The following is a 1,988-nucleotide window of genomic DNA, read 5'->3' as shown; positions in this document are numbered from 1 at the left end:
CGAGAAGCGGATTGCGGTTCTGGATTATCTTGGCGGCGTAGACGTTGACCACCGCCGGCGCCACCCGCTGCACGATCGGCGCAAAGGACAGGCGGAGCTCGGCCTGGGAAGCCGGCACGCGGCGCTCCTGCGCCGTCGCAGGGTTGACGCTGCCGGTGAGGACGACAGCGCACAGAGCCGCCGCAAGGAAAGCACTGATTCGGAACATCGAGGCCTCTCGGAAAACGAACGGAATATAATTCATCCGGCGGTGCAATATAACGTTTTCGAACGAAGTGGGCATCGGCTCGCGCGAAGAAACACGTCAATTCAAAGTCATGAAACCGCTTTCGATTTCGCCGAAGGCGGAACGGTCTCCGAAGATGATCCGTCCCGATTTCGGCGTCCGGCCGCAAGGCGCATCGCGGTTGCGGCGCAACTCGGTAAACCGCGATTCGGGGTCAAGTGCCGCCGGCAGCCATGGATCGAACGACGTCGCCCGCCATATGACGTGGTCGGCCATAAACAAAAACGGCGCTTAACGCGCCGCTTTCGATGTCTTCTGGATGCCGCGGAAGGTCAGTCCTCCTCGGCGGCCCTCTCCTGCACCGGACCGGAGTCCTGCCCCTTGGCATCGAAGTCGCGATCGACGAACTCGATCACCGCCATCGGCGCGTTGTCGCCGTAACGGAAACCGGCCTTGATGATGCGGGTGTAGCCGCCCTGGCGGTCCTTGTAGCGGGAGGCCAGCACGTCGAACAGCTTCTTCACCTGATCGACGTCGCGCATCTCGCTGATCGCCTGACGACGCTTGTCGAGGCCGCCCTTCTTGCCGAGCGTCACGAGTTTCTCGACGATCGGGCGCAATTCCTTCGCCTTCGGCAGCGTGGTGACGATCTGCTCGTGCTTGATAAGCGACGCCGCCATGTTGGCGAACATCGCCTTGCGATGCTCCGCGGTGCGGTTGAGTTTGCGGTGAACCTTGCCGTGACGCATGTCTCTTTCCTCAATCCTTGTCGCGACCGCGGGGTCGGACATCCTGTGCAGGTGGGCATCCTGCGTTCGCCCGGTGAACCGCTTCCGTCATTCCGGACGCTGCAGGGCAGCGATCCGGAATCCGGAAAACAGAATCCGATTAATTTCTGTCATTCCGGGTTCGAGCCTCGGCTTGCCCCGGAATGACAGAGAACTCAGTAATGATCCTCGAAGCGCTTGGCCAGTTCGTCGATATTCTCCGGCGGCCAGCCGGGCACTTCCATGCCGAGATGCAGACCCATCTGGGCCAGCACTTCCTTGATCTCGTTCAGCGACTTGCGACCGAAGTTCGGCGTCCGCAGCATCTCCGCTTCCGACTTCTGCACCAGGTCGCCGATGTAGACGATGTTGTCGTTCTTCAGGCAGTTCGCCGAGCGCACCGACAATTCCAGTTCGTCCACCTTCTTGAGGAAGGCGGGGTTGAACGCCAGATCGGGAATGATCTCGGTGGTGACTTCCTTGCGCGGCTCCTCGAAGTTCACGAAGACGTTGAGCTGATCCTGCAGGATGCGCGCGGCGAAGGCCACGGCGTCCTCGGGCGTCACGCCGCCGTTGGTCTCGATCGTCATCGTCAGCTTGTCGTAGTCGAGGATCTGGCCCTCGCGGGTATTCTCGACCTTGTAGGACACCTTGCGCACGGGCGAATACAGGCTGTCGACCGGAATCAGGCCGATCGGCGCGTCCTCGGGCCGGTTGCGCTCGGCGGCAACGTAACCCTTGCCGGCGGCAACGGTGAACTCCATGCGGATCTCGGCGCCGTCGTCGAGGGTGCAGATCTGAAGCTCGGGATTGAGCACCACGATGTCGCCGACGGTCTGGATGTCGCCTGCGGTGACGGTGCCTGGCCCCTGCTTCTTCACGACCATGCGCTTGGGGCCTTCGCCCTGCATCTTGATCGAGATGTCCTTGATGTTCAGCACGATGTCGGTGACGTCCTCGCGAACGCCCGCGATCGAGGAGAACTCGTGCAGCAC

Annotated in this window: 3 protein-coding genes and 1 pseudogene; 1 reads left to right on the top strand and 3 read right to left on the bottom strand. The window is 61.8% G+C overall.

The window, feature by feature from the left end:
• Positions 1-208, bottom strand: a pseudogene (locus BGN91_RS10095) (serine protease); the annotation flags it as partial.
• 67 nt (positions 209-275) lie between these two features.
• Between BGN91_RS10095 and BGN91_RS10090 the strand changes: the two are divergent.
• Positions 276-521, top strand: coding sequence for a hypothetical protein (locus tag BGN91_RS10090; protein ID WP_292612754.1), 246 nt, complete (start codon positions 276-278; stop codon positions 519-521).
• Positions 522-558: 37 nt separating this feature from the next.
• Here the strand turns inward: BGN91_RS10090 and rplQ are convergent, their stop codons facing one another.
• Together rplQ and BGN91_RS10080 are read right to left on the bottom strand one after the other, a co-directional pair.
• A complete protein-coding gene (gene rplQ, locus BGN91_RS10085) occupies positions 559-975 on the bottom strand; it encodes a 50S ribosomal protein L17 (RefSeq protein ID WP_292612753.1) in 417 nt (138 codons plus the stop codon).
• 194 nt (positions 976-1,169) lie between these two features.
• The coding region (locus BGN91_RS10080) for a DNA-directed RNA polymerase subunit alpha (protein ID WP_292612751.1) at positions 1,170-1,988 on the bottom strand (819 nt) is incomplete at its 5' end.

The sequence above is a fragment of the Nitrobacter sp. 62-13 genome (assembly GCF_001896955.1).
In the GTDB taxonomy this organism is placed as follows: Bacteria; Pseudomonadota; Alphaproteobacteria; order Rhizobiales; family Xanthobacteraceae; genus Nitrobacter.
This window is presented reverse-complemented; position numbering and strand designations above follow the sequence as displayed.